The organism is Pseudomonas sp. SDO524_S393 (genome assembly GCF_054071875.1).
Genome location: NZ_JBSVVZ010000050.1, coordinates 1 through 22,734 on the forward strand (window position 1 = coordinate 1; position 22,734 = coordinate 22,734).

General features: G+C 63.0%; 16 protein-coding genes and 1 tRNA gene. 5 read left to right on the top strand and 12 right to left on the bottom strand.

Annotated elements, in window-relative coordinates; translation table 11 throughout:
• The first annotated feature begins 396 nt into the window (after positions 1 to 396).
• The gene (locus ACW9IB_RS20385; protein WP_457365331.1) at positions 397 to 1,560 is read left to right on the top strand and encodes a type III PLP-dependent enzyme; all 1,164 of its coding nucleotides are present in this window, start codon (positions 397 to 399) and stop codon (positions 1,558 to 1,560) included.
• A gap of 49 nt (positions 1,561 to 1,609) precedes the next feature.
• Here the strand turns inward: ACW9IB_RS20385 and ACW9IB_RS20390 are convergent, their stop codons facing one another.
• Positions 1,610 to 2,359, bottom strand: coding sequence for a tetratricopeptide repeat protein (locus tag ACW9IB_RS20390; RefSeq protein ID WP_457415186.1), 750 nt, complete (start codon positions 2,357 to 2,359; stop codon positions 1,610 to 1,612).
• A 249-nt stretch (positions 2,360 to 2,608) separates the two neighbouring features.
• Between ACW9IB_RS20390 and ACW9IB_RS20395 the strand changes: the two genes are divergently transcribed.
• Positions 2,609 to 5,134 carry a PepSY domain-containing protein gene (locus ACW9IB_RS20395; RefSeq protein WP_457415189.1) on the top strand — a complete coding sequence of 842 codons (2,526 nt, stop codon included), beginning with the start codon at positions 2,609 to 2,611 and terminating at the stop codon, positions 5,132 to 5,134.
• A 58-nt stretch (positions 5,135 to 5,192) separates the two neighbouring features.
• Here ACW9IB_RS20395 and ACW9IB_RS20400 read toward each other — a convergent pair whose 3' ends face one another.
• The 4 genes from ACW9IB_RS20400 to ptsP form a co-directional block, all read right to left on the bottom strand.
• On the bottom strand, positions 5,193 to 6,734 hold the full coding sequence (locus ACW9IB_RS20400; protein ID WP_457415192.1) for an alkaline phosphatase D family protein: 1,542 nt from the start codon (positions 6,732 to 6,734) through the stop codon (positions 5,193 to 5,195).
• Between the two features lie 473 nt (positions 6,735 to 7,207).
• The gene (locus ACW9IB_RS20405) at positions 7,208 to 8,911 is read right to left on the bottom strand and encodes a PTS fructose-like transporter subunit IIB (RefSeq protein WP_457415195.1); all 1,704 of its coding nucleotides are present in this window, start codon (positions 8,909 to 8,911) and stop codon (positions 7,208 to 7,210) included.
• An 11-nt stretch (positions 8,912 to 8,922) separates the two neighbouring features.
• On the bottom strand, positions 8,923 to 9,843 hold the full coding sequence (gene pfkB, locus ACW9IB_RS20410; protein WP_457415198.1) for a 1-phosphofructokinase: 921 nt from the start codon (positions 9,841 to 9,843) through the stop codon (positions 8,923 to 8,925).
• Positions 9,844 to 12,702, bottom strand: a complete 2,859-nt coding sequence (ptsP, locus tag ACW9IB_RS20415; RefSeq protein ID WP_457415201.1) for a phosphoenolpyruvate--protein phosphotransferase — start codon at positions 12,700 to 12,702, stop codon at positions 9,844 to 9,846. It abuts the gene before it with no gap.
• A gap of 282 nt (positions 12,703 to 12,984) precedes the next feature.
• On the opposite strand from ptsP, the gene cra reads away from it, so the two are divergent.
• Together cra and ACW9IB_RS20425 are read left to right on the top strand one after the other, a co-directional pair.
• Entirely contained in the window at positions 12,985 to 13,980 is a 996-nt protein-coding gene (gene cra / locus ACW9IB_RS20420) for a catabolite repressor/activator (protein WP_457415204.1), read from the top strand.
• 2 nt (positions 13,981 to 13,982) lie between these two features.
• Positions 13,983 to 14,759 carry a TatD family hydrolase gene (locus tag ACW9IB_RS20425; protein WP_457415207.1) on the top strand — a complete coding sequence of 259 codons (777 nt, stop codon included), beginning with the start codon at positions 13,983 to 13,985 and terminating at the stop codon, positions 14,757 to 14,759.
• Here ACW9IB_RS20425 and ACW9IB_RS20430 read toward each other — a convergent pair.
• From ACW9IB_RS20430 to ACW9IB_RS20450, 5 genes are all read right to left on the bottom strand, one after another.
• Entirely contained in the window at positions 14,706 to 15,137 is a 432-nt protein-coding gene (locus ACW9IB_RS20430) for a hypothetical protein (protein WP_457365322.1), read from the bottom strand. The genes ACW9IB_RS20425 and ACW9IB_RS20430 overlap by 54 nt on opposite strands.
• Before the next feature lie 142 nt (positions 15,138 to 15,279).
• Complete coding sequence (locus tag ACW9IB_RS20435) at positions 15,280 to 17,310, bottom strand: methyl-accepting chemotaxis protein (RefSeq protein WP_457415210.1); 2,031 nt, start codon at positions 17,308 to 17,310, stop codon at positions 15,280 to 15,282.
• A gap of 149 nt (positions 17,311 to 17,459) precedes the next feature.
• Positions 17,460 to 18,296 carry a regulatory signaling modulator protein AmpE gene (ampE, locus tag ACW9IB_RS20440; protein WP_457365321.1) on the bottom strand — a complete coding sequence of 279 codons (837 nt, stop codon included), beginning with the start codon at positions 18,294 to 18,296 and terminating at the stop codon, positions 17,460 to 17,462.
• The gene (ampD, locus tag ACW9IB_RS20445) at positions 18,293 to 18,856 is read right to left on the bottom strand and encodes a 1,6-anhydro-N-acetylmuramyl-L-alanine amidase AmpD (protein WP_457415212.1); all 564 of its coding nucleotides are present in this window, start codon (positions 18,854 to 18,856) and stop codon (positions 18,293 to 18,295) included. The genes ampE and ampD overlap by 4 nt, the downstream gene beginning before the upstream one ends.
• A gap of 61 nt (positions 18,857 to 18,917) precedes the next feature.
• Positions 18,918 to 21,065 carry a DUF1631 domain-containing protein gene (locus ACW9IB_RS20450; RefSeq protein WP_457415215.1) on the bottom strand — a complete coding sequence of 716 codons (2,148 nt, stop codon included), beginning with the start codon at positions 21,063 to 21,065 and terminating at the stop codon, positions 18,918 to 18,920.
• 246 nt (positions 21,066 to 21,311) lie between these two features.
• Between ACW9IB_RS20450 and nadC the strand changes: the two genes are divergently transcribed.
• Positions 21,312 to 22,160: a carboxylating nicotinate-nucleotide diphosphorylase gene (gene nadC, locus ACW9IB_RS20455; RefSeq protein WP_457365318.1), complete on the top strand. Its 849-nt coding sequence runs from the start codon at positions 21,312 to 21,314 to the stop codon at positions 22,158 to 22,160.
• A gap of 49 nt (positions 22,161 to 22,209) precedes the next feature.
• Here the strand turns inward: nadC and ACW9IB_RS20460 are convergent, their stop codons facing one another.
• Together ACW9IB_RS20460 and ACW9IB_RS20465 are read right to left on the bottom strand one after the other, a co-directional pair.
• Complete coding sequence (locus ACW9IB_RS20460; protein ID WP_457365317.1) at positions 22,210 to 22,515, bottom strand: DUF6388 family protein; 306 nt, start codon at positions 22,513 to 22,515, stop codon at positions 22,210 to 22,212.
• 142 nt (positions 22,516 to 22,657) lie between these two features.
• Positions 22,658 to 22,730: transfer RNA gene (locus ACW9IB_RS20465), tRNA-Thr, on the bottom strand.
• Positions 22,731 to 22,734: the final 4 nt, after the last annotated feature.

The window sequence follows — 22,734 nt, forward strand, 5'->3', positions numbered from 1 at the left end:
GTTGAAATGCATTCCCTGTGGGAGCTGGCTTGCCTGCGATAGGTACACCGCAAATCCCCCTGATTTGCCCCGTCCGGGGAACATCAATCCGTCACACCGGTCGGTTACATAAGTAGCTGCACGGGTTCTCGCGACGAACGCGTGCAAAAACGCGACATTTTTAGTTGATCTATGGCCCCTCACGTCCTAAAGTTCGCGCCGAACGTCCATGCTGGAAACGATCCATCCGGCTCAAGTACTGACGACGAGACAGCAAGGCCAAGGGAAGCGGTTGATCCCATGGCCTTTTTGCTTTCGGCGACATGCCTTGGGAAGTAGGCGAACCAAAGTGGGGATACGGAGGACGTTCATTTGCACCCATTGACTAAAACAGTTTGCCACTAGGAGTTCCCCAGCATGTCGATCCAGGTCGAAGACTATTTCGCGCGCGAAACCTTTCAAAAAATGAAGGCGTTCGCCGACAAGCAAGAAACCCCGTTCGTGGTGATCGACACCGCCATGATCGCCCAGGCCTACGATGACCTGCGCGCCGGTTTCGAATTCGCCAAAGTCTATTACGCGGTCAAGGCCAACCCGGCTGTCGAGATCATCGACCTGCTCAAGGACAAAGGCTCGAGCTTCGACATCGCCTCGATCTACGAGCTGGATAAAGTGCTGAGCCGTGGCGTCAGCGCCGACCGCATCAGCTACGGCAACACCATCAAGAAATCCAAGGACATCCGCTACTTCTACGAGAAAGGCGTGCGCCTGTTCTCCACCGACTCCGAAGCCGACCTGCGCAACATCGCCAAGGCCGCGCCGGGTTCGAAAGTGTATGTGCGCATTCTCACCGAAGGCTCCACCACCGCTGACTGGCCGCTGTCGCGCAAATTCGGCTGCCAGACCGACATGGCCATGGACCTGCTGATCCTGGCCCGTGACCTGGGCCTGGTGCCCTACGGCATCTCGTTCCACGTGGGCTCGCAACAGCGCGACATCAGCGTGTGGGACGCGGCCATCGCCAAGGTCAAGGTGATCTTCGAACGCCTGAAGGAAGAAGACGGCATCCACCTGAAGCTGATCAACATGGGCGGCGGCTTCCCGGCCAACTACATCACCCGCACCAACAGCCTGGAAACCTACGCCGAGGAAATCATCCGCTTCCTCAAGGAAGACTTCGGTGACGACCTGCCGGAAATCATCCTGGAACCGGGCCGTTCGCTGATCGCCAACGCCGGCATCCTGGTGAGCGAAGTGGTACTGGTGGCCCGTAAATCCCGCACCGCCGTCGAGCGCTGGATCTACACCGACGTGGGCAAGTTCTCCGGCCTGATCGAAACCATGGACGAAGCCATCAAGTTCCCGATCTGGACCGAGAAAAAGGGTGAAACCGAGGAAGTGGTCATCGCCGGCCCGACCTGCGACAGCGCCGACATCATGTACGAGAACTACAAGTACGGCCTGCCGCTGAACCTGGCGATCGGCGATCGTCTGTACTGGTTGTCCACCGGTGCCTACACCACCAGCTACAGCGCGGTGGAATTCAACGGCTTCCCGCCGCTGAAGTCCTACTACGTGTAAGACGCCTGCACCCAAAAAACCCATGACACGTCATGGGTTTTTTTATGCCTCAAGAAAGGGTCATCGCGCGCCGATGGTAGACATCAGCCATGGCGCGGATCTGCGGATCACGGGCCGCCGCCAGGGCATTGCAGGCAGTACGCAAAAACTTCAGGTTGCCGCCCGCCAGTGCCTTGTGCAGCCACTCCAGCGCCGCCTCGACCTCGCCACTGTCGGCCAGCACCGCCGCGTAACTGAACTGCCCGCGAAAATCACCGCCCTTGGCCGAGCGTCGATACCACGCCACCGCGCCCTCCCGGTCCTGCGGGCAGAAGCGGCCCTCCTCGAGATAACGCCCCAGCAGGTTCATCGATTTGATATGGCCCTGCTCGGCCGCCTCGCGATACAGCGCCAGCGCCTGTGCCTGGTCTTCAACCACCCCTCGCCCGGTGGCCAGCAGATTGGCGTAGTTGTATTGCGCCCAGTCCAACCCCGCCTGCGCCGCCATACGGTATTCGCGGGCGGCAGCGACCTCATCGACAGCACAGCCCCAGCCATGCTCCAGGCAGCGCCCGGCCATGTTGCGCGCGATCAGGTGACCGGCGCGGGCAGCGATTTCGAACCAGCGCAGCGCCAGCGCTTCATCACGGGCGATACCACGCCCTTCCAGCAGGATTTGTCCGAGCAGGGCCTGGGCGTCAACCACGCCCTCTTTCGCGGCCATCAGGATCGCCTGGGCGGCGCGCACCGGGGAGTCGTCGAGCATCGACTGCAACTGCTCGACGTTGAGCACTTCTTCACGACGCAATAAAAAGCCCATGCCAGCCCTCGAGCCACTCGGTGTTTTCCAGGCGCTGGCGAATGCGCAGCAGCCTGAAAGCATAAAGCCGCCAATGGTATTGATTCTTATCTTCCCTGTAAAATGCGCCGCGCGCTCGCAAGACCGCCCTGTAAAAGCCCCACGCATCGGATGCGTGGGGCTTTTGTGTGTAAAAAAGAATGTTTCTCGACATGCCACGGCATAATGCGCGCCGTGGCGTATACATCCAGATGAGCGAGGCGGTCAGACGTGTTGAAGAAAACCCTGTTCCAGTTGCACTGGTTCTTCGGCATCACCGCCGGGCTGGTGCTGGCGTTGATGGGGATCACCGGGGCCACGGTCTCGTTCGAGGACGAAATACTGCGCGCCCTCAACCCGACGGTGCTGCATGTGGAAAAACGCGAAGCCGGCGTGCTGCCGCCCGCGGAGCTGGTGCGCACGCTCGAAGCCACCGAAGGCAAGACCGTCTCGATGCTGTGGGTCGGACGCGAAAGCGGCGAAGCCGCCCGCGTGTATTTCACGCCGGCACCGGGCGAACGACGGGGCCAGATGCGCTACTTCGACCCCTATACCGGCGCCTACATGGGCGAGGCCGTCGGCGAAGACTTCTTCGCGTTCGTGCTGCAACTGCACCGCTTTCTCGCCATGGGTGACACTGGCCGGCAAATCACCGGCGCCTGCTCCCTGATCCTGGTGTTCTTCTGCCTCTCCGGCCTGTACCTGCGCTGGCCGCGCCAGGCCGCGAACTGGCGTGCCTGGCTGACCCTGGACTGGCGCAAAAAGGGTCGCAGCTTCAACTGGGACCTGCATTCGGTGTTCGGCACCTGGTGCCTGCTGCTCTATCTGCTGTCGGCCTCGACCGGCCTGTTCTGGTCCTACGAATGGTACAGCCGGGGCCTGACCCAACTGCTGTCCGACGCCCCGCAGAACGAGCGCGTGCGCAAACGCGGCCCGGCCCCCGAAGGCCCGGCGCCGGTGGCCAACTATGAGGCTATCTGGAGCACGATCTACAGCAATGCCGGCCCTGGCTTGAGCGCCTACAACATCCGCATGCCGGCGCTCGCCGGGCAACCGGCCACCGTGTATTACCTGCTGGAAAACTCACCGCATAACCGGGCGCTGAACCAGATCAACCTGGACCCGGCCACGGGCGAAGTGAAATCCCATGATCGTTACGCCAGCAAGAGCTTCAAGTCGCAGCTGTTGACCAGCATCTATGCGCTGCATACCGGCAGTTACTTCGGCATTGCGGGCAGGATCATCCTGACCGTCAGCGCCTTGTGCATGCCGCTGTTCTTCATCACCGGCTGGCTGCTGTACCTCGACCGCCGCCGCAAGAAACGCCAGGTGCGCGATGCGCGCAACGGCCTCGGCGCCAACCCCGGCAACGCGCCGGCGTGGCTGATCGGTTTCGCCAGCCAGAGCGGCTTTGCCGAACAACTGGCCTGGCAGACCGCCGGGCAACTGCAGGCCGCTGGCTTGCCGGTGAACGTGCAGCCACTGGGCAGCGTCAGCCAGGACGACCTGCGCCAGTCGCAAAACGCGCTGTTTGTAGTGAGCACCTTCGGCGACGGCGAAGCGCCCGACAACGCCCGCGGCTTCGAACGCAGCGTCTTGGGCCACGATCTGTCGCTGAGCGGCCTGAACTACTCGGTGCTGGCCCTGGGGGATCGCCAGTACGAACACTTCTGCGGCTTCGCAAGGCGCCTGCATTTCTGGCTGACCAACCAGGGCGGCAACCCGTTATTCGCGCCGGTGGAAGTCGACAGCGGCGACACCGCCGCCCTGCTGCACTGGCAGCAACAACTCGGCCAACTCATCGGTCACGCACCGACTGCGGCCTGGCCGGTGGCCACCTACGAAAACTGGACCCTCACCCAACGCACCCTGCTCAACCCGGACAGCGTCGGCGCCGATGTCTACTTGCTCGGTCTCACCCCGGCGTCGCCGCAGAGCTGGCAGGCGGGCGATTTGGTAGAGGTGCTGCCACGCAACGGACCCTGGGCCATCGAGCACTTCCTGGAAGGCCTGGGCCTGGCGGGCAGTGACGGGGTGATCGTCGACGGCCTGGCGCAATCCCTCGACCAGGCCCTGGCCGGTCGGCAACTGCCTGACAACCGTGCCCACCTGGTGGGCCTGCATGCCCAGGCCCTGGTGAACGCGCTGGTGCCCGTGGGCATGCGCGAATACTCCATCGCCTCGATTGCCGGCGACGGTGTGCTGGAGCTGATCGTACGCCAGGAACGTCACCCGGACGGCAGCCTGGGCCTGGGCTCGGGCTGGCTGACGGAGCATGCGCCCATCGGCTCGGCCATCAGCCTGCGCCTGCGCCGTAACAGTGGTTTTCACCTGCCGGATGCGCCCGTGCCGCTGATCCTGTTGGGCAACGGCACCGGTCTTGCGGGGCTGCGCGGTTTGCTCAAGGCACGTATCGCCCAAGGCCGGCAGCGCAACTGGCTGCTGTTCGGCGAACGTAATATCGCCCACGATTTCCTGTGCCAGCATGAGCTGCAAGGCTGGCTGGCCAGCGGCGACCTGGCGTTGCTGGACCTCGCGTTTTCCCGTGATCAGGCAGAAAAGATCTACGTGCAGGACCGCCTGCGCGAATCGGCCGATGTGTTGCGCCGATGGCTGGCCGATGGCGCGGCGATTTATGTGTGCGGCAGTTTGCAGGGCATGGCCAGCGGCGTCGATCAAACGCTGGTGGACATACTGGGCACAGCGGCGGTGAATCGGCTGATCGAACAAGGCCGCTACCGCCGGGATGTGTACTGAGCGTCCCAGACGCTGAGATCAACTGTGGGAGCTGGCTTGCCAGATCCCACAGAGGCGGTCAGACAGGCTGGAGTTTCTGCTGGAACACCGCCACCCCATCGAGATCGCGCAGGATGACGGTCAGCTCCGCCGTCTGCCCGTCGATCTGCACCTCGCCAAAAAACTGGAACCCGGCGAACGGCGAGGTGTTCTGCGCGGGCGGTGCTTTCTGGAACACCACGTCGGGGCCGAAGGTTTTATCCAGCGGATTGGGCCCGAAGCTGCCGGCATTCAACGGCCCGGCGACAAACTCCCAGAACGGTTCGAAATCCTGGAACGCCGCGCGATCAGGGTGATAGTGGTGCGCCGCGCAGTAATGCACATCCGCCGTCAGCCACACATGATTGCGCACCTCTTGGGCCCTTAAAAAGGCCAGCAACTCGGCAATCTCCAACTCACGCCCTTGCGGCGCCCCCGGATCGTTGTTGGCGATGGCTTCCCAGCGCGGCACGCCAGGGCTGACCTCACCGTCGGGCACGCCAAGACCGATGGGCATGTCAGCGGCAATCACCTTCCATTGCGCCCGGGACGCCTTGAGCTCGCGTTTGAGCCAGTCCAGCTGTTCGCGACCGAGAAAGGGTTTTGCCGCGCCCAGGTTGTCATCGTTGGGCCCGCGATAGCTGCGCATGTCCAGCACGAACACATCCAGCAATGGCCCATAACCGAGCTTGCGGTAAATCCGCCCGCCGCCATCGGCGCTTTGCCGGCGCATCGGCGAATATTCCAGCCAGGCCTGACGTGCGTGGCCGACCAGGGTGTTGATGTCCTTGGTCTGGTAACGCTCGTCCAGTTGTTTGCTCGGCGACCAGTTGTTGACCACTTCGTGATCGTCCCACTGCCAGATCTGCGGCACCTCGGCGTTGAAACGGCGCACGTTTTCATCCAGCAGGTTGTAGCGATAGTTACCGCGATAGTCATCGAGGGTCTCGGCCACTTTGCTCTTGGCCTCGGTAGTGATGTTGCGCCAGATGCGCCCGCCTTCGGTGGTCAGTTGCGCCGGTACCGGGCCGTCGGCGTAGATGGTGTCGCCGCTGTGGATAAAGAAGTCCGGCAGGCGCAGACGCATGGCTTCGTAGATGCGCATGCCGCCGATGTCCGGGTTGATGCCAAAGCCCTGGCCGACGGTGTCGCCGCTCCAGACAAAACGGATGTCGCGACGCGCCTGGGGCACGCTGCGCAAATGCCCGAACCAGGGTTCGCTGGCGACACCGGTCTGGGCGTCCTCGAAACACACGCGGTAGAAAATTGCCTGGTCGGCGGGCAGCCCGGTGAGTTCGACCCGGGCAGTAAAGTCGCTGCGGTTGTCGGCCAGGGGCGAGACACATCGGCGCGGGTTACTGAACACGCTGCGGGTGTCCCACTCCACCACCATGCGCGCCGGGCGGTCGCTGCGGCTCCAGATCATCGCACGGTCGCCGAGCAGGTCGCCGGACTGCACACCGTCGGTGAGCTGCGGGCGGTCCTTGACCGAAGCGATCACCGCCGGCGCCAGGCCCGGCAGCAGCAACCCGGCCCCTACGGCTTGCATCACACGGCGACGGCCGAGATCGAAGTGACTCATGCAGGTGCCCTCTTGAGTATCAAAAGAGCAACTAAACCACGCGGGGATGAAACAGAGATGACACCGATCCCGCGATCACAAGTGATCAAACGGTAGGAGCCGTGCTTGGGTGGGAGCTGGCTTGCCTGCGATGACAGCTCCCACAGGGGTCTTGCAGTGGCTGGAAAAACGCGGTCAACAGGGCTATCGCGCCGGGCACTTTCTTGCCAACAACACGGATCCAATGTGGGAGCTGGCTTGCCTGCGATGTCGCCTGCCCCGCCGCTTTCGCAGCCTCGCCGGGGCTCGACAGCTCCCACAGGAGGCTTGCAGTGGCTGGAAAAAACGCTGTCAGCAGGGTCATCGCGCCGGGCACTTTCTTGCCAACAACACGGCTCCAATGTGGGAGCTGGCTTGCCTGCGATAGCGTCACCGCGGTGTGACTGATACACCGCAGTGTCTGCATCGCGGGCAAGACCGGCGCCCAGACTTTTTCAGGCCGTGACCGCCAGCTCTACGGCGTCCGGGCGCTTGATCAACGCATACACCAACCCGGTCAGCAGGCTACCGGCAACGATCGCCAGCAGGTACAGCAGCGCATGGTTCATCGCGTTCGGGATCACCAGCACAAACAAGCCGCCATGGGGCGCCGCCAGTTTGCAGCCGAAGTACATCGACAACGCGCCGGTCAGTGCACCGCCGGCGATGCTGGCCGGGATCACGCGCAGCGGGTCCTTGGCGGCAAACGGAATCGCGCCTTCGGAAATAAAACACAGACCGAGGATCATCGCGGCTTTGCCCGCCTCCCGCTCGGTCTGGGCGAACTTTCGCCGCGCCAGGAAGGTGGCGATGCCCATGCCGATCGGCGGGACCATGCCGGCGGCCATGGTCGCGGCCATCGGCGCGCCGCTCTGGGCCGCCAGCAGGCCCACCGAAAACGCATACGCCGCCTTGTTGATCGGTCCGCCCAGGTCGACGCACATCATGCCGCCCAGCAGAATGCCCAGCAGCACCGCATTGGTGGTACCCATGGTGCTGAGAAAATCGGTGAGCCCGGTGAGCAGGCGCGCCACCGGCGGGCCCACCAGGTAGATCATCGCCAGGCCGGTGAACAGGCTCGCCAGCAACGGGATGATCAGGATCGGCTTGAGCGCCTCCAGGCTCTGGGGCAACTGCACCGCACGGGTAATCAGCTTGACGCAGTAGCCGGCGAGGAAACCGGCGAAGATGCCGCCGATAAACCCTGCGCCCAGGGTACCCGCCAGCAAGCCGCCGATCATGCCGGGGGCAATGCCGGGACGGTCGGCAATCGAATAAGCGATATAACCCGCCAGCAGCGGCACCATGAGCATGAAGGCCTGATCACCCACGGTTTTCAGCGCCGCCGCCAGGGTGCCTTGCTCTTCGAAGGCATGGATGCCGAACACGAACGACAAAGCGATCAGCAGGCCGCCCGCCACCACCATCGGCAACATGAACGACACACCGGTCAGCAGGTGTTTGTAGACGCCGGTTTTTTCTGGCTTGGCCACCGCACCGCTGGCCGCGCTTTCCACCACGCCTTCGGCAAGCGCCTTGTTGAGGGTCGCCTCGGATTGCTTGAGGGCGATGCCGGTGCCGCAACGGTAGATTTTCTTGCCGGCGAAGCGCTCGGTGGCCACTTCGATATCGGCGGCCAGCAACACCACGTCGGCCTCGGCGATGGCCTGCGGGCTCAACGGCGTTCGGGCTCCGACCGAGCCCTGGGTTTCGACCTGCAGGTCATAGCCCAAACGCTTGGCCGTCTGCTGCAAGGCTTCCGCCGCCATGAAGGTGTGGGCCACGCCGGTCGGGCAAGCGGTGATCGCAACGATACGCGGCGCCTGCCTGGCCACGGGTGCCGCAGCGACCGCCACCTGCGCCTCTTCAGCGCCGCGCCGCAACACCGCGTCGACATCCGCCAGCGCAAGGGCCGGCGTACTCTGGAACACGCGCTTGCCGACAAATCGCCGCATGTCCACCGGCGTGCTGCTGACCAGCAACACCCATTCGGCGTCATCGATAGTGGCCTGGGACAACCGGCGCTCGGGGCGTTGCGCGTCCACCACCTCAACGCTGGTGCTCCAGCCCTGGCGCTGCGCCGCGGCGTCCAGCAAGCGGGCGCACAGCACACTGGTGACCATGCCGTTCGGGCAGGCGGTAACAATGGCTAACTTCATCACATACCCTCTTATTGTTCTGTCAGCGCGCGCACGTGAACGCCACGTTCGAGCTGCGCCAGCTGCGCCGCATCGCCGATGCCGAAGCCGATCTGCGTAACGGCCATCGCCGCAATCGCGGTGGCTCGGCGCAAGGTCTGCTCGGGCGTGTCACCACTGAGCAAACCATGGAGCATCCCGGCCAGCAGCGAATCGCCGGCGCCGACGGTGCTGGCGACAGTGACCTTGGGCGGCTTGGCGTGCAGCGATGTGCCTCGGTTGTACCAGCTCACGCCCGCGGCGCCATCGGAAACCACCACGTGTTCCACACCCAGCAAATGCAGTTGGTTGATGGCATCAGGGACATGACCCAGGGCGTCGGCCAACTCTTCGGTGTTGGGTTTGACCAGCCACGGGCCAGCCTGCAAGCCGGCGCGCAAGGCGTCGCCACTGGTGTCCAGGGCGACTTTCAAACCCAAGCCTTTCAGTTGTTCGAGCATTGCTTGAAACCATTGCGGGCTGACGCCACGCGGTAAGCTGCCGGCCACCACCACTGCATCGAATTCCGGGCCGATGACCGCAATCATCTTGAGCAATTCCTTTTGCGCCCGCTCACTCACCATCGGTCCAGGCGCATTGATGTCGGTCACCCGGCCATCCTGCTCGGCAATCTTGATATTGCTGCGTGTCTCACCCGGTACGCGAATGAATGCATTGCCAAACCCACGACGGGCGATCAGTGTGTCGAACGCCTGGGGGTTTTCCTCACCGAGAAACCCGCCCACGCTCACCTGATGGCCCAGGTCGGCCAACACCTGCGCCACGTTCACGCCTTTGCCGGCGGCATGGGTCAGCAGGGTTTCGCTGCGGTTCACCGCACCCGGTTCCAGGTGCCCCAGGCGTACCGTCAGGTCCAACGCAGGGTTCAGCGTCAGGGTCAGAATCCTTGCCATCTACACGGCCTCCACTAGGGCTCGCACGTCGGCGGGCGAGCCCACGGTCAGTGCGTTTTGCGCCAGGCTCCGGGCCTCGCTCAGACTGAATTCGCGCACGCGCGCCTTCACTTCCGCAATGCTGCGGGCCGATACGCTCAACTCATCCACACCCAGCCCGACCAGCACCGGTACCGCCAGCGGGTCCGCCGCCAGCTCGCCGCATACGCCGACCCATTTGCCGTGGGTATGGGCGGCACGCACGGTGATGTCGATCAGTTGCAACACCGCCGGGTGCAGGCCGTCGGCCTGGGCCGACAGCGTCGGGTGGCCACGGTCGATGGCCAGGGTGTATTGGGTCAGGTCGTTGGTGCCAACGCTGAAGAAATCCACTTCCTGGGCCAACACCGGCGCGAGCAACGCGGCGGACGGCACTTCGATCATGATGCCCAGTTGCAAGTCCGCCACCGGGATTTCCCGGCGCAGGCGCTCGGTCATGTCGCGGGCAGCACGCCACTCGTCGACGCTGCCGACCATCGGGAACATGATGCGCAGCGGGCGGTTGTCTGCCGAACGCAACAACGCGCGCAATTGCGCCTCCATGATCTGCGGACGCTGCAAGGTCAAGCGAATGCCGCGCACGCCCAGGAAGGGGTTTTCTTCCTCGGCAATCGGCCAATAGGGCAACGGCTTGTCGCCGCCGACGTCGAGGGTGCGCACCACCAGCGGGCGCCCCGCGAGGCCATCGAGCACACGGCGGTATTCGGCTTCCTGGGTGGCCTCGTCCGGCGCTTGCGGGTGCGCCATGAAAATCAGTTCGGTGCGCAGCAAACCAATGCCTTCGGCGCCCTGCTCTACCGCGCCGGCAACGCCTGCGCTTTCGCCGATATTGGCGAACACTTCCACCCGATGCCCATCCCGGGTCTGCGCCGGTTCGTGGCGTTGGGCCGCAGCGGCTTGCAGGCGCCGTTCACGGCTGTCGCGTTCGACGGTGGCGCGTTGCAAGGTGGCGGCATCGGGGTCCACGTGCAGGCGACCGCGCTGCCCATCAAGCAACAAAGGCGTGCCGGCGGCCAGCCGCAATACACCGGCACCGGCGCCGACCAGCGCAGGAATGCCCAGGGCACGGGCGACAATCGCGCTGTGGGCCGTCGCACCACCGCGCGCGGTGAGGATGCCGGCGACGCGGGCCGGGTCCAGACGCGCGACGTCCGAAGGGCCCACTTCGTCCATCACCAGGATGTACGGCTCGGCAGGTTCCTGGGCGGCCTCGACACCACAGAGTTGCGCCAGCACGCGACGGCCAATGTCACGCAGATCGGCGGCGCGCTCGGCGAGCAATGCGTCCTGCAACGATGCCTGCTGCCGGGCGGCGCTTTCGATCACGCTCATCCAGGCCGCCTCGGCACTTTCGCCCTGCTTGAGACGGGTGCCGACTTCGTCGGTGAGTTCGGGGTCGTCGAGCATTTCCTGGTGAGTGATGAAAATCTCGCGGATGGCCTTGGACGGGCTGCGCTCGATCAAACCCTGGATATCGCCGCGCACGTCAGTAACCGCCGCGTGCAGCCGTTGGCGCTCAATCAGCGCAGACTCGCCGCGCAGCGGGTAATCGAACACTTCCTGTACCTGAAGATGGGCCGGGCCGATGGCGATACCCGGCGACGCCGCGACGGCTTGCACCGGGCTGCCGGCCAACGGGGCGCTGACAAGCGGTTCGATATCCAGCAGCTGGGGTTGCACGCTGGCTGTCGGCAGCGGCTCGACATCTTCGCCCAGGCCTTCTTCGACCGCCGCCAACAAGGCGGGCAGCGCGTCAGCGGCAATCCTGGGTTCAGCGACAAACTCCAGCACCTGGCCCCGGCGCGCGCCCAGGCTCAGCAGCTTGCTCAGGCTTTTCACCGACACTGCGCCGACCGCGCCATCGACGATGCGCAGGCGAATGTCACCGTCAAAGCTTTTAGCCAGTTGCGCGAGGATCTTGGCCGGGCGCGCGTGCAACCCATGGGCGTTGGCCAGAACGACACGGGTGCTGGGCCAGTCGGGTGGCAATTCACCGCCCAGCACTTCCAGCACGGCGCGGCTGCTGGTGGCGCGGCCCAGTTCCTGGCCACGGCCCTCGATCAGCAAGGCGCACAGGCGCTCCAACAGAGTCTGGTGCGCCTCCCCCAGGCTGGCCAGGCAGAACAGGCCGTTGAGCGGCTGGCCGAGATAACGCATGGGTTTGTCCGGCGTGACGAACGCCAGGCCCGGGCGCTTGACGGTCTGCTCGCTGTGCAGCCACCACAGGCCATCGCCCAGAGGCAAAGCGTCGACTTGCTGCAACACGGCAGCGAAACCGTTGCTCACGCAATCGGCCTGGCGCAGCAGCCGCGCACCGCGCCACACCAGTTCTTCGAAGTCATCGGCGGAGACACCCAGGCTGATCATCTGCGCATCGAGCGCCAGTTCCTGCGGCGCACCTTGCAGCAACTTCAGCAGGGCCTCGGCAGAACCGGCACGGCGCAACGCCTGGCCCAGATCGGTTTCACCGAGGGCACGGGTGAGCAATTGCAACAAGCGCAAGTGTTCATCGGATTTGGCAGCGATACCAATGGCCAGGTACACCACCTGGCCGTCGCCCCAATCCACCCCGTCGGGGAACTGCAACAGACGCACGCCGGTGGAAAACACCTGGTCGCGGGTTTCGGGGGTGCCATGGGGAATCGCGATGCCCTGGCCAAGAAAGGTCGACCCCTGGGCTTCACGGGCCTGCAAACCACTGAGGTAACCCTCGGCGACCAGGCCATCGGCCACCAGTTTGTCCGCCAGCAGGTGCAGGGCCGCAGATTTGTCCGCAGCCACCTGGCCCATGGAAATCTGCTCTACAGTGAGCTCAAGCATGCCGTTCTCCTACTTGACGCTAGGTATTGTTTTGAATGAATCAGCGCTGGGTGTTCAAAAATAACTGACTGAGCGGTCAATTGGCAGTAGCCACTTAGTCACGAACGTCGTAAAAATACGTTAGCTGAAACGTTTAATCTATAACTAATGGCAGATTACGCGTTAATTGCGCCAGCTTGAACGACCACTCGGCGCTTGCCCTGGGACATTGGCTGTAGGCAGGAATCGGTTACGATTGGACAAAATGTCGGGGCACGCTCTAAAAAACAAGGAAATCCCGGTTTGAAACTCAGTGATATCGCCCGTCTCGCCGGTGTGTCCGTGACCACCGCCAGCTACGTCATCAACGGCAAGGCCGAACAGCAACGCATCAGCAACGCGACCGTCGAACGGGTGCGTGCGGTGGTCGAGGCCCACGGCTTTACGCCCAACCCCCAGGCGGCCGGGCTGCGCAGTCGGCACACACGCACGCTGGGGTTCATCCTGCCGGACCTGGAAAACCCCAGTTACGCCCGCATCGCCAAACTTTTGGAGCAAGGTGCACGCGCGCGCGGCTACCAGTTGCTGATCGCCAGCTCCGACGATGAGGCCGACAGCGAACGTCAGTTGCTGCAACTGTTCCGTGCCCGCCGGTGTGACGCATTGTTCGTCGCCAGTTGCCTGCCGGCCAGCGACGACAGCTACCGCGAACTGCAAGCCAAGGGCTTGCCGGTGATCGCCATCGACCGGGTGATGGACAACGAGCAATTCTGTTCGGTGGTCAGTGACGACCGCCAGGCCTGCCAGCAACTGACCAGCAGCCTGTTGCAACCACTGCCCAAGCAAATCGCCCTGATCGGCGCGCATCCGGAACTGAGCATCAGCCAGGAACGTGCCGCCGGTTTCCGCGAGGCACTGCAAGGTTTCAAGGGTGAGGTGATCATCGAACAGGGTGAAGCGTTCAGCCGCGACTGTGGCCGGCGGCTGATGGAGCAACTTCTGCAGAAGCTGGGGCATTTGCCTGACGCGCTGGTGACAACGTCCTACGTGCTACTGCAAGGCGTGTTCGATGCGCTGCACGACTTCCCGCTCAAATCACGCCCGCTCAGCCTCGGCACCTTTGGTGACACGCAGCTGCTGGACTTCCTGCCGTTGCCGGTGAATGCCATGGCCCAGCAACATCAACTTATCGCCGACACCGCCCTGCGCCTGGCCCTGGCCGCGATCGAAGAACAGCAGTACCAGCCCGGCGTGCACGCCATTGGACGTACCTTCAAACAGCGCATCCACGAGGCGTGAGCGTGGAGCTGATCGACACCCACACCCACCTGGACTTCCCTGACTTCGATGCCGACCGCCGGGAAGTCCTCGCTGACAGCCGCCAACTGGGCGTGCGGCGCATGGTGGTGCTGGGGGTGTATCAGCAGAATTGGCAGCGGGTGTGGGATCTGGTGCAACAGGATGAAGGTTTGTTCGCTGCCTTTGGCCTGCACCCGGTCTACCTCGATGAACACCGCCCCATCGATCTCACGGAGCTGGCCGAGTGGCTGACGCGCCTGCACGGGCATCCCCAGCTCTGCGCAGTGGGTGAAATCGGCCTGGATTATTTTCTTGAACAACTGGACCGCGAGCGCCAGCAACAGCTGTTCGAAGCGCAGCTCAAGCTGGCGGTGGACTTTCAATTGCCGGCGCTGCTGCACGTGCGCCGCAGCCACGCGGCGGTTATCGCCACCTTGAAGCGCATCCGTGTGCCCCGGGGCGGCATTATTCACGCCTTCGCCGGCAGCTTCGAAGAAGCCCGCGAATACCTGCGGCTCGGGTTCAAACTGGGTTTGGGCGGTGCTGCCACCTGGCCCCAGGCATTGCGCATGCATCGGGTACTGGCACAGCTGCCACTGGATGCGGTCGTGCTGGAAACCGACGCCCCGGACATGGCGCCCGTCATGTACCCAGGCCAGCGCAATAGCCCGCAACACTTGCCGGCCATCTGCAACGCCCTGGCCGAACGCATGGGCATCAGCGCTTCAGTGCTGGCTGAGGCGAGCACTCGCAATGCGTGCGAGCTGTTCAACTGGTAGCGCCGGACGCCCCGCCTCCAGGTTCAAAATCACGTGCTGTCGGTATCGGGCGTAACGCAGCGTCAGAAAATGCACCAGCAGCACCACCAGTGACACATTGAGCTGCCCGATCACGCTGATCAGCCCCAGCCACTCCATCACCAGCGCCACGATCAACACGATGCACGTCAGCACCACCATGCCCGGACGCACCAGCGCCCAATGTTCCAGCGACTTGAACCGGCGCAGTTCCCTGGGACAACACAACTGCAACACGCGCTGGCAGTACGGACAATCGAAGGGCTCGTCGATGGAGATGGCATTCACTTGCCAGGACTTGAGCTCAAAGGTGATCTCACAATGGGCGCAGTGGCCCTTGATACCGACGACTGTGGTCATGGCTGTGCCTCCCTGAATCTTGTTTGAGTGAAATAAATTCTCACTCATTCAGGCAGCCCAAACAGAAACTCCGGAAAATCAGGACAAGCACTACACCTCACAAAGAAACACCCTACAGACGAATGCACTTAACTGACTGACCTCACACACGAAACGCGCCAATCAGCTGCTTCAGCTCGTTCACCTGCACCGACAGTTGTCGGCTGGCCGCCTCGGTCTGGTGGGCACCGTGCGCCGCGTGCTCGCCGGCACGGTTGATTTCAACGATGTTCTGGTCGATATCGTGGGCGACGGCGGTCTGCTGCTCCACCGCTGCGGCAATCTGCTGGTTCTGGTCGACGATCATGCCGACCGCGGCGAGGATATTTTCCAGGGCCTGCTGGACTTTTTCCGACTGCCCCACTGTGCCGCTGGCCATCTGGTGACTGCTGCCCATGGCCTTTACGGCTGCATCCACGCCGCTGTGCAGACGACTGATCATCTGCTCGATTTCTTCAGTGGAGTGCTGGGTGCGCCGCGCCAGGGTGCGGACCTCGTCGGCCACCACCGCAAAGCCGCGCCCCTGCTCACCGGCCCGCGCCGCTTCGATAGCGGCATTGAGCGCCAGCAGGTTGGTCTGCTCGGCAATGCTTTTGATCACTTCCAACACACTGCTGATGGCCTGACTGTCGCTGGCCAGCCGGTTGATCACCTGCGCCGACTGGTCGATCTCCGAGGCCAGCCGCGCCATGCTGCTTTGCTGGGATTGCACCAGGCTGCGGCCGCTGAGGGTTTCATCATTGACACTGTGGGCGCTGTCGACCGCCGCCGCCGCGTTGCGCGCCACCTCCTGGGCGGTGGACGACATCTGATTCATGGCCGTGGCCACCTGTTCGATCTGGGTGCGCTGGCCCGAGACTGCCTGGTTGCTCCGGGCCGAAACCGTTTCCACCTGCCCGGCTTGGAGCTCTACCTGGCCGACGGTGTGCCCGACGCGTTCGATCAGGTCATGGATCTTAGCCACGGTGCCGTTGAACACGTTGCCCAAGTCGCCGAGTTCATCGCGGCTGTGGGCGACAAAACTGACCGTCATATCGCCTGCCGCGACCTGGTCCATCATCACGCCCAGGCGCCGCAGCGTGGTACGGGTGGAGGCGTAGAAACCGGCGTACAGGTAGAAGATCAACAAAAACACCGCGGCCAGCGCCGCCACCAGCAGCACCATGTGCATGCGGTTCTGGGCCAGGCGAAGTTCCAGTTGCTGGCCGATAAACGTCAGGGTGGCCTGGTCGAGCTGATAGGTCCCGGCCATCAGCGTGCTGACCTCCTCATAGAAACGCTGCCAAGGCGCATCGAGGGTTTCGGCCATCACCACCTGTTCTTCGAACAGCTCACTGCCGTGTTTGAGACTGGCATTGCTGGCCTGGGCCAGGCCGTTCAGTGCGCCATGAGCTGCCTGACTGGCGCTGAGGGCGTCTTGCAGCTTCAAGGCGTATTCGGCGTGGAGTTTTTCCAACTGTTGCAGCAACTCGTCAAACCGTGTGCTGGAAGATGAATTGAGAAAGCCCTGGCCCAGGGAGTACGCGCCCATCGCCCGCCCCTCGCCCAGGGCCTGGGTGACGTGTGGGGTCACGCTGGTGACCAGCTCGCCGAGTTGGCGTACGTCGCTTTGGGAGTCGCGGCTCAAGCCGGATTGACTGGCCACGATCTGGCCGAGCATCTGCGCTTTGTTCAGCAGCTTGCCGATCAACGCGCTTTTGCTCTGCAGCGAGGTTTCCTGTTGTTGAGCCTTGAAGGCTGCGATCAATTCATCGCGCTTGGTCTCGAAAGCGGCAATATGTTCCGGGTCAGTCGCCATGGCGCTGAGCCCTTGCAGGCGGCCCAGAATGCTCTGCTCCAGCGCGCTGATCTGGCCCTCAAGGTCACCGGCCTTGCCGGATTGGCCGAGCACCGCATTGATCTGTACCTGGTTGTTCAGGGTTTCCAGGTCGCGGCGCAGGGCCAGGGCGCTGCCCAGCAGGTCGAGGCTTTGCAGCTCGACGCGGGTCCCCTGGAATTCGCGCCAGGAATCGCGCACCAGAAAATAGTTGGTCGCCAGCATCGGCAGCAGGAACAGCACACTGATCAAGCTGAACTTCATGCCGAAGCTCAGGCGGTTCATCAGCGCGACAGCCGGATAGAGCAAGCTCTTCACAGGTGAACTCCCTTTCTTTTATTTTTATTGAGCGCAGGGCGGCGGCAGAAAGCCACTATTTGGGCGCTCTGTCTGTATAGCTCAATTCGAAAGGGAGTTTTGTAACTTAAGGTTAACAGCAGGAGTGACCGACTCACCCCTGCCGAAGATCAGGGCAGCACGGTCCAGATGGCAAAGCCGGCATACCACAGCACCGCTGCACGCAGCAGCAGTTCCCACAAGCGGTCGAGGCTGTTGATGCCGTCGGCACCCACTGCCGGCGGCGGGATTTCAGCGGCCACCAGGCCGACTTTTTCCACCAGTTGCGCCGCGCTGATGTCCCAGCTCAACAGCTCATGCAGCATCACACGGCTGACCGCGACGAAGTTACCCACCAGGGCAAAGCTTGCGGCCAGCAGGCGCACCGGCAGCCAGTCGAAGGCGTGGCGCAACTGTCCGGCGCGCTCCGCAACCAACGGATTCTGGCTGTGCTCATTGGCCAGCGCCAGCAATCGATAGGCCAGCGCGGCGACCGGGCCCAGCAGGAAATACCAGAAAATGACCGCAAAAAAACTCTGATAAGCCTGCCATAGCAAATGCCCCTGGACGCGTTCGAGCAGTTGTTCGCCGCTGTCGGCGCTCAGGCCCAGGTCGCGCTCCGCCACGTGTTCGGCAGCTTGCAGGTCGCCCCGGCGCCAGGCATCACGGAACGGGCCAAGCCCGGCCAGCAAGTCGCCCCGCCCCAGGCTGTAAATCACCACCAGCAAGTGCACCGGCAGCGCCAGCAAACCGTAGGCCACCGGCTCCAGAACCACCAGCAACAGCGCCAGCAGAACCACGGGCAACAACACCAGCAAGGCCAGGATCAGCCAAGGGTGCTTGCCCAGTCGCGGGCTGGCTTCCAGCCTGGCCAGTTCGTGCAACCAACCGCCGTCACGCTGCAACCGCTGGCGCAGGGCCGAGAATTTCTCGATCCAGACCGCCAGCACCAACACCAGGAAACTCATCGTACGTGTCCTCCATCCTGCAGGGCGCTGCGAAAGCGCGTCCAATCAAAAGCCGGGCCGGGATCGGTCTTGCGTCCCGGGGCGATGTCGCTGTGCCCGCAGATACGCTGAGGAGTAATGCCGGGATAGGCCGATAACAGTTGGCGTGTCAGGTCGATCAACGACACATACTGGGCGTCGGTGAACGCCTGGTCGTCCGTGCCTTCCAGCTCGATGCCCAGGGAAAAATCATTGCACGTCTCTCGCCCCTCGAACCGCGAAACTCCGGCATGCCAGGCCCGGTCGATGCAGGAGACAAACTGCGTCACCGCGCCATCGCGCTCAATCAGGAAGTGCGCAGACACTCGTAGGTCGGCAATCCCTTCAAAGTAGGCATGTTCCGTGACGTCCAGACGGTTCTGGAAAAACTCCTGCACTTTACCGGTGCCGAACTGTGCGGGCGGCAGGCTGATGTTATGCACCACCAACAGCGAGATTTCGCCGGCGGGGCGCTCGTTGAAGTTTGGCGAAGGGCAATGGCGAATGCCCTGGCACCAGCCACTGGCGGGGTCCAACTGCATGCGGGTTCCTTGAACGGGACAAAGTGTGACCAGTATGCCGCGTTCCGCCCCGCTGTTGCGATCACTTGGCGCGATTGAGTTGACGCAATTGATCGGTCACCGTCGCCAGGGCACGATCGAACAGCAGTCCGCCTTCCAGTGTTCGCAGTACGCCCGCCTTGAAGGCCTGGACCAACTGGCCGGCACTTTTCTCCAGCACCTTGAGCCCCGTGCGATTGACGAAAATATACGCCCCCGTCGGCGCCATGATGGCCGTCAGTTTGCAGCGCTGGAACGTGTCGTCTTCCTGGAACTCCACCCAGCCACCGATGCGCAGGTGATGAACCTTGAGCAGGTCGGGATCACCCTTCGGCCAACCGTCGACCGCGTCGGCGGGCCGTGTCGTCATTACAAAAGGCTCACGCACCTCCATCAGCCCGTCGGCCTCTTCGGGCGCCTGGACATGCATGGCTTGCAGCCTGACAAAGAATTCACGGGTACTGAAAGGATCGAACGCCGCACTGGTCAGGCCGTCACGCAACGCCTTGAGCAACCCCGGCAACTGTTCCAGCAAGTGCCGTCCGGCCTCGGCGTCCTTCTGCAGGCTGACGCTCCAGATCAACTCATCCAGGGTGCGCAAGCCCGCCTGCCACTGCACCGACTGTTCGCCGTGCTTGAGACTGGCCAGCAACAGCACCTGGCTCCAGGCCTGCTGCACGAACTGCACCACGGAGCGCGGCAGTACCTTGCCCATCAGCCGTCGGTCAAGGACCTCGGCCACCCGCTGGCGCACGGCCTCGGTACGCATGCGTCCGTCTTCGGCGTCACGGGTGTGCTGTTCCAGCAAGTCACTGCGGCGACGCTCTTCAGCGGTAAACGTGCTGAACTCCGTCAACAACAGGGAAAAGATCGCCGGATCTTCGACGAACTCGTTGAGCAGGCGCTGTACCACCTGCTCGATGCGCAAATACAGGCTGTCTCGCTGATAATCGTCACGGGGGCTCCAGCCCAGGGCGGCCGCGGCGATTTCATTCAGCAGCCGCCGTACCGGATGGTTGCCGCGACTGAAAACGCTCTTGTCCACGATCGCGACTTTCAATAGCGGGATCTGCAAGCGCCCGATCAAGGCCTTGAAGGAAGCGGGCACGGCACGATCGGCCAGGATGAACTCGAACAGCATCGCGACCAGGTTGATCACATCTTCGTCGGCCTGCTCGACGACCCGTGACTTGCCACTCTTGACGCTGACCCGGGTGAGCAGTTGTTCGAGCTGGCTGCGCAGGTCGAAATCGTCCTCGGCGTCCGGCTCCGGCACGTATTGCTGCAAGTGGGACAGCAACCGCAGCAGATCGCGGGAGGTAATGGGCAAGGGCTCGGCACTGGCTTCCAGGGTGGGCGCGACACTGCCCCGCACGACGATCAGCAGTTGCTGCAGAACGGCGAAGGCTTGCTGGCCGTTTTCGTCCGCCGGCGGCTCGCTGCCGGCCACCGCGTCTTCGCGTGGATGTTCACGGGCAACGCGCCCGTCCGGGCGACGGGAGGGCACGGCCTTGAGGTCGGGCAGGACCCCGGTGGCCATCAGCAACCGATTCGCTTCGCCGTACAGTTGATCGGCGTCACTGAGCACGTACTTCTCGAAAAGCTTGAGCATGATCAGCTTGACCCGGATCTCGACACCCAGGCTGCGCCCGGCGCGCAGGAAAAACTCACACAGCAGCGCGGGGCCCAGCGGGTTCTCACGGTCATCCAGCTGATTGCCCAGCAAGGCACTCAAGCGAGCCGTCAGTTGACCCAGAGCCTGACCATCACGGTGCTGCACCCGGCCCAGCATGCCTTCCAGCGCCACGGTCTTTTCCATCGTGTCCCGGGAAGTGCTCGATGCCGTGTCGTAGGAGACCACCGGCACCATCTGCAATTCACCACGCCCGGCATGGTCCAGGTTGGCAAAGGCTTCGAACAGCCGCTCCATGAACACCCGTTCGAAGTTCTTGCGCTTGAGGCGCAGGTCCCGCATGGCTTCGAAAAAGATGTGATGGTCGAGCGTGCTGCGGGCTTTGTCGGCCATCTCGAACAGGGTGTCGTCAGCGTTATCGAACAAATCCTGCAAACCCTGCTGCAGTTGCTGCGCGGCCTTGTCCCGCACCTGCAGCAACACCACCGGCAGGCGAGCCAGTGGCGATGGCGTGGCCTGTGCCTTGTTGATCGGCACCACCTTTCCGTCATTGTGCATCCTGGCCTCCTGAAACGGCGGTATTGAATTGGGCAAAGATCGACTACAGGCCCGGTTGGGCTACAGGGATAACCGGTTATCGCCAGGACGTCAAAGCTATGACGCCAATTGCAAGGCGCGAGATTATCTTGCAAACAGGGCCGGTTGCGCCAGCAAACTCTGTCATTACGCGGTAATTGAAGGGCGAGTCTGGGTTCAGGCACCCACAGCCCCTATAATCGGGGCACTTTGTTTGTGGAGCCTGTTATGCCGAATCTCCGTCTTGCCGACCTCACCGCCGAAATCGAAGCCAACGTGCGCCGCGCACTGCTGGAAGACATCGGCAGCGGCGATATCACCGCGCAGTTGATCCCGGCCGAACGGCTGGCCAAGGCCACGATCATCACCCGTGATGCGGCCGTGATCAGCGGCACGGCCTGGGTGGACGCCGTCTTTCGCCAACTGGACCCACGCGTCGCGGTGCACTGGCAGGTGGCCGACGGCGAGCGCGTCAGCCCCAACCAGGTGCTGTTTCACCTCGAAGGTCCGGCGCGCTCTCTGCTCAGCGGTGAACGCTGCGCACTGAACTTCCTGCAACTGCTGTCGGGTGTGGCCACCCGTGCGCAAGCCCTGGCGGATTTTGTCGCCAGCACCCAAGTCAAGCTACTGGACACCCGCAAGACCCTGCCGGGCTTGCGTCTGGCGCAGAAATACGCCGTGACCTGCGGCGGCTGCCATAACCACCGCATCGGCTTGTACGACGCGTTCCTGATCAAGGAAAACCACATCGCCGCCTGCGGCGGCATTGCCCAGGCCGTTACCGCCGCCCACAAGATCGCCCCGGGCAAGCCGGTGGAAATCGAAGTGGAAAGCCTGGACGAACTGCGCGAAGCACTGGCGGCGGGCGCCGATATCATCATGCTCGACGAACTGAGCCTCGACGACATGCGTGAAGCCGTGCGCCTGAACGGCGGCAAGGCGAAGCTGGAGGCCAGCGGCGGGATCAATGAAAGCACCCTGCTGCCCATCGCGGAAACCGGGGTGGACTACATCTCCATCGGCGCGATGACCAAGGATGTGAAGGCGGTGGATTTGTCGATGCGCCTCAGCCTCTGAGGCGCATGAATCGGCTGCGTTGCTGAACAACCAGGAGGGGTGAACGACTTCAGACGACGAGGTCGTTCATCTCGCAGTACTCGTCCCATGGCACACCCAGCACCTCGGCCGCCTCTTGATGCGCAGCTATTCGCTTCGCTTCGAACTCTTCCGGTGTCGAGGTGTACTTGAGCGTCAGTTCCCAGGCCTGAAGGCCCTGGCTCTCGGCCTCGTCCTCAAATGCCCACTGAATCTGGTCGCGCTGGTCGTCGGCGCTCAGGTCCTTGATCTCTTCTTTGAGTTGCGGCGACTCTGCGAGGTATTTTTCGAGAGCCCGTTCATGCCGAACTTCCTGGGTCATTTCCGTCGTGGTCATAGTGTTCTCTTGGATCGAGGAATGGGAATGCATCTGGGTCATCAAGGTTGCGCAGATACAAAAGAACAGGCACGTGTGCCGGCTCGTCTGGCCTTCAGAACCATTCTGGGATCAGCTGAAAACAGTACCGTTGATGCTCTTTTGCCCGAGACAGGAGTCGAACCTGCGACCTTCGCGTTACGAGTGCGCTGCTCTACCAACTGAGCTACACGGGCGGTG

Coding starts and splice junctions, on each gene's coding strand:
- ACW9IB_RS20405 (WP_457415195.1), bottom strand. CDS start 8,911: ATGAAGTTAGCCATTGTTACCGCCTGCCCGAACGGCATGGTCACCAGT.
- ACW9IB_RS20385 (WP_457365331.1), top strand. CDS start 397: ATGTCGATCCAGGTCGAAGACTATTTCGCGCGCGAAACCTTTCAAAAA.
- ACW9IB_RS20450 (WP_457415215.1), bottom strand. CDS start 21,065: ATGCACAATGACGGAAAGGTGGTGCCGATCAACAAGGCACAGGCCACG.
- ACW9IB_RS20390 (WP_457415186.1), bottom strand. CDS start 2,359: ATGGGCTTTTTATTGCGTCGTGAAGAAGTGCTCAACGTCGAGCAGTTG.
- ACW9IB_RS20460 (WP_457365317.1), bottom strand. CDS start 22,515: ATGACCACGACGGAAATGACCCAGGAAGTTCGGCATGAACGGGCTCTC.
- pfkB (WP_457415198.1), bottom strand. CDS start 9,843: ATGGCAAGGATTCTGACCCTGACGCTGAACCCTGCGTTGGACCTGACG.
- ptsP (WP_457415201.1), bottom strand. CDS start 12,702: ATGCTTGAGCTCACTGTAGAGCAGATTTCCATGGGCCAGGTGGCTGCG.
- ACW9IB_RS20430 (WP_457365322.1), bottom strand. CDS start 15,137: ATGACCACAGTCGTCGGTATCAAGGGCCACTGCGCCCATTGTGAGATC.
- ampD (WP_457415212.1), bottom strand. CDS start 18,856: ATGCAGTTGGACCCCGCCAGTGGCTGGTGCCAGGGCATTCGCCATTGC.
- nadC (WP_457365318.1), top strand. CDS start 21,312: ATGCCGAATCTCCGTCTTGCCGACCTCACCGCCGAAATCGAAGCCAAC.
- ACW9IB_RS20400 (WP_457415192.1), bottom strand. CDS start 6,734: ATGAGTCACTTCGATCTCGGCCGTCGCCGTGTGATGCAAGCCGTAGGG.
- ampE (WP_457365321.1), bottom strand. CDS start 18,296: ATGAGTTTCCTGGTGTTGGTGCTGGCGGTCTGGATCGAGAAATTCTCG.